This is a genomic window from Paraburkholderia panacisoli, from assembly GCF_008369935.1.
Lineage (GTDB): Bacteria > Pseudomonadota > Gammaproteobacteria > Burkholderiales > Burkholderiaceae > Paraburkholderia > Paraburkholderia panacisoli.
Window position 1 is genome coordinate 1 of sequence record NZ_VTUZ01000112.1, and the last position, 4,534, is coordinate 4,534.

2 protein-coding genes and 1 pseudogene are annotated in these 4,534 nt (G+C 55.3%); 1 reads left to right on the plus strand and 2 read right to left on the minus strand.

The genetic code is table 11. From position 1 onward, the window contains the following. Window positions 1-951 precede the first annotated feature (951 nt). On the minus strand, window positions 952-2,586 hold the full coding sequence (locus FVF58_RS50650) for an FAD-dependent oxidoreductase (protein ID WP_188131236.1): 1,635 nt from the start codon (window positions 2,584-2,586) through the stop codon (window positions 952-954). Between the two features lie 405 nt (window positions 2,587-2,991). On the opposite strand from FVF58_RS50650, the gene FVF58_RS50655 reads away from it, so the two are divergent. Beyond that, window positions 2,992-3,957, plus strand: a complete 966-nt coding sequence (locus tag FVF58_RS50655; protein ID WP_149676938.1) for a LysR family transcriptional regulator — start codon at window positions 2,992-2,994, stop codon at window positions 3,955-3,957. 455 nt (window positions 3,958-4,412) lie between these two features. Here FVF58_RS50655 and FVF58_RS54070 read toward each other — a convergent pair. Next, window positions 4,413-4,534, minus strand: a pseudogene (locus FVF58_RS54070) (IS630 family transposase); the annotation flags it as partial.

The window sequence follows — 4,534 nt, forward strand, 5'->3', positions numbered from 1 at the left end:
ATGGCCGCCTACAACCTTGTGCGCATGCGTTCGCTAGGACAGGTCCGCCCGTAGTGGCGGCAATCACGGTAATGAGGCGAAAAACAGGCCTCAAACTGTCGAACAAGAAGCTGGATTCGCGTTCAAATTTCGCAATGCAAAAAAGTTGCGGCCGTAGCCGCGCACAGCAAGGAATGTTGTTTCTCGAGGGTGTATTTCCGCAGCCTGCTAGGCCGGGCGAGGAGATCGTGCGCTATTGGGACTTCGCTAGCGGTGTTCGCGAAGACGCACCCGATCTTGGAAAGCGGCGGGCGCCTGCACTCCCAAGGAACTGCAACGCTCAGAACACTGCATCGAGGACGCAATGATCGACGACGCAAGTATTTCCCTTGAGTCGACTATTCGCATAATCGAATTGAAGTTGTCCATTTGAACAGCGCCATCGCTCTGATGGCGAGGCGCGCTTGCGTTAGAAGGCGGGTCTGCTGGAAGTTGGAATGATCGCGGCGGCGCGCTGCGCCTCTGCTGGTTGATGAAACCGGAGCCGGCGTCTCTATGATTGAGCGTCGGACCTGTCCCAACGCAATATCCGCGCTCTGGACACGCTCACGCGAGGCTGCCTGCCCCCCTTCGGCAGCCCCTGAAGATCACCTTAACGCCAGTTCCACATGCGCTGGCAGCATGAGCTTGCTGCTCGGGCCCGCGGTCGGCTCTTGGCTAGCGCCGTCGAACCGGACCAGGACTACAGACCGCCTCACAGGACTCTGCGCCGATACCAACGATCAATACACCGTATGCCGTTAGGTATTCCCGAAGGCTGGGAAATCGTCTCCTAGGCGTTCGACGCTCAAGGCAGCCTCTTCCCGAGCACGATGATGGCTCGATCGCGACGAATCTCCCTCGAGAATCCATGGGCGTTCCCGTGGTGAATAGCGTGCCTTTTGCTGCCCTGTCGCCTCGCCGTTGAGGCCATCAAGTTTCCTTAGCGGCGTTGAGCCCGGCGAGGTATCCCCAAGTCATTGCTGGACCAAGGGTACCGCCAACACCAAAATAAGCAGGGCCCGCGATGCTTGCTGCGACATTACCTGCGGCGTAAAGACCGCATATCGGCTCGCCTCGAACGCTTAGAACCTGCGCTCTGCAATCTGTGCGTGGACCTCCCTTAGTACCGAGCGCACCGGGTTGGATCGGAAGAGCATAAAACGGCCCCCTCTCAATGGTGCCAAGATTCGGGTGCGATGCTTCATGGTCGCCTTGGAAACGATCGAACGCGCTGTCTCCTTTTCCGAATTCGCGGTCCTTTCCCTCTGCTACGAACATATTCCACCGTCGCACCGTGTCCGCCAACCCGTCGGGGTGGATGCCAACCTTGTTGGCTAATTCCTCAAGGGTTTCTGCCTTCGAGAGCCATTCTGGATCCGGATCCTCTGGCATGGTGGTGCCAACGACATACTTTGCTCGATACTGGGAATCGAAGATGGCCCATGCCGGCAGATTGCGATAGGCCGGCAAGGACGTATCCGGTGAAAAGAATATTTTTCCGACGGCGTTATAGCTTGAGGCTTCGTTGACGAAGCGTTTTCCCTGTCCGTTTACCCAAATTATGTGTGGGCCGCTACGCTCAGCTTTAATCCCCCGCACCATCTCGCGCCCTTCGTAGGTCTCGCCCGGAATTGCGACGGATGGGTAGTGCCACACCTCACTCAAATTAGCGAGATCAGCCCCGACCTCCATCGCCATCAGAAGGCCATCACCCTCATTAATTGGAGGGCTATTGGGAGCTGGAATGGGGCCACTCAAAAATTTTGCTTTCAGATCCTCATTCCATTCGAATCCTCCAGAAGCAAGAATCACGGCTCTGGCGCGCATCTCAACGCGCTGACCATTCAAAACGGACCGTATGCCGACAATCCTACCGCCATCTCTCAGCAAGGCGTTCGCGCGTGAATTCAATAGAATAGGAATCCTACGGTCAAGGACAGCTTTCAAGAGACCAGCGACGAGTGCCTGCCCCATCGTGACCAAGCCGTTCGCCATTCTCTTCACGACTAGATCCTGTGGAACCTTCCAAGGACGGTAGAATGCCTGATAGGTCACAAATGCTTCCTGCAACGTAACCGGAAACGACAGCGCATTGGGTACTCGGATCCTAGATTGCCAGTCACCGAGTGTTCTCGCGTCGAACGGAACTGGCTCGAGCGAGCGCCCGCCGCCCCTAGCCCCGTAGACTTCGGGATGATAGTCCGGCGTTGAGAGCGCCGTGAATCTGAGGTCAGTCTTGTCTTCGAGGTATCGGATCATCGTTGGGGCTGTGTCGACGAATGTCTCCAGCAACGCGTGTTCAACACGCTCCATGGTGAGGCTTTTGCAGTAGGCAAATGCCTCATCGCGGGAATCGGCCACGCCGACTTCGTGCATATGCGAATTCGTCGGAATCCAAATCCCCCCTCCCGAAACGGCTGAAGTACCGCCCACATATGGACTTCGCTCGACAATCGCTACATTGGCTCCGTGATCGTGGGCCAAGATAGCAGCCGTCAGACCAGCCGCCCCTGAACCCACGACGATCACATCGGCCTCCCGGGCCCTTCTTGAACCTGCAAACATATAGACTCCACATGAGGTCATCCCTTCGGAAACGGGTTGCCCCGTCCTCGCGCGTACCTCGGTTGGTATTTTATGAAAGACGTACCCTAGTATCGAATACGTTTGGTATATTAATCAGCTATGAATATTTCGCTGCAAGGATCGAGACGACGATGGCGAGACCCTAGCTACGGCACGCTCGCTTTCACAGATATCGTTGGGTCACAGTGCTCCGTTCCAACTGCGTCACGACCGCCGACTTGTCGCGCCCGATCTGTCACAGGCCCCTACTCATCCCCTTGCCAAGTCCCTACGTCTAATGTCCACGTTACGTCTTATTAGTCGATCGAGCAAATAGAATTGATGCCCACGTGGTATACGTCGGGGTTATAGCTCAATTAATAGCGCCAAATCATAGGAGACGCGGTGGATTTGAAACAGATACGTGCCTTCGCGCACATCGCGGAGCTTCGCAGCTTTACCCGAGCGGCCGCGTTTCTACACATCAGTCAGCCCGCGCTCAGCCGACAGATGCGCCTGCTGGAGGAAGAGCTGAAGATGAAGCTGTTTCAGCGCCAAACGCATGGGGTTGAACTGACAAATGAAGGCCTTGCGTTCTTCAACCGATGCCGCGAGGTTCTCAGCAACTTCGAGCAACTGAAGCAGGATTTCACCCCGGCTAAGGGCGCCCAGTTAGCCGTGATGGGCTCTGTGAGCGTTGGGCTTCCGGTGCCAGCATCGCGGTTTGCCACCCCTCGTCTCTTGGCCGCAGCGCGAGATGCATACCCGGGGCTATCGGTCCGATTTGTTGAAGGATTTAGCGGCCTGCTTCACGAGTGGTTAATTAGTGGGAGTCTGGATATCGCCATCTTGTTTGAGCCACGTACCTCAAAGATTCTTACTAGCAAGCCACTCCTGATGGAGAACCTATTTGCGATTTGCAAGCCGGAGAAGACGCGCCGTAGCCAAGCCTTCATCGAGGCAAGGGACTTGGGGGCAACGCCCCTTATCCTTCCACACCGACCTCATATCCTACGCGAATTAGTAGACAGCCTCCATCTGAGCCATGTAGAAGTAATGGAGATCGACTCCGCGTCGTTGATGATAGAGCTCGCGTCCAGTGGCATCGGGATCACCATACTCCCACGAGAGTCGGCTTCGCACGCTGTTCGCTCTGGGGACGTCATTGCTTTGCCCATCCTCAATCCCACGCTGAGCTGGCAGGTTACCGTTTGCTATTCAAACGTACGCCCTCTTTCCCTCGGCGCGAGAGTAGTACTGGATTTGCTGCGCAAGGAAATATCCTACAAAGTAACAAGTGGGGAATGGCCGCATGGGCGCTTAATACGGACGGAAAACGATGAGTTCTTTGAAGACATGCCGCCGGAGTAACGTAATCAACTCGTGAAGGCCGTTCTCGCCAGCTGATTGAGTGGAGTGGTAAGACAGAGGCGACACCTTTCGGGGCTATTCGCTATAGAAGCAGATCCGAGTGAATTCCAAAATGTCTCCTCTAAAAAAAGCCCGCCATAAAGGCTAATGCCGTTCAGTTAACACTGAACGGCATTTTCATTTGCGGAGCAGGAAGAGGTTGTAAACGGGGCGCCGGGATGTTAGCTTTTCGGCGCGATGCTCTCAGCCCACCTTACCTATCTGATCGAAACGCAGGAGCCGGTATTCGACAAAGGCTTTCTGGCTGCCGAAATCCTCTGTGGCCTAACGATGGGAGGAGATGTTGAAGATTGTTAATTCTGCTAGCGGCGTCCATTGAAGTGCTAATGCTGTCCGTTAATTCTGCTAGCGTGGCTTTTCCATCGGAAGACGAACACTCTGCCCGGAACGACTGACTAGTCCATTGAACCGGATGAATTGCACCGGATGCGTCGAGCTGGATCGGAATACTTCCATTTCAACGGGGCAGCCTGCTTGTTGTATTGACGGATATAGCGCATGAGCTTTTTGTCGAGGT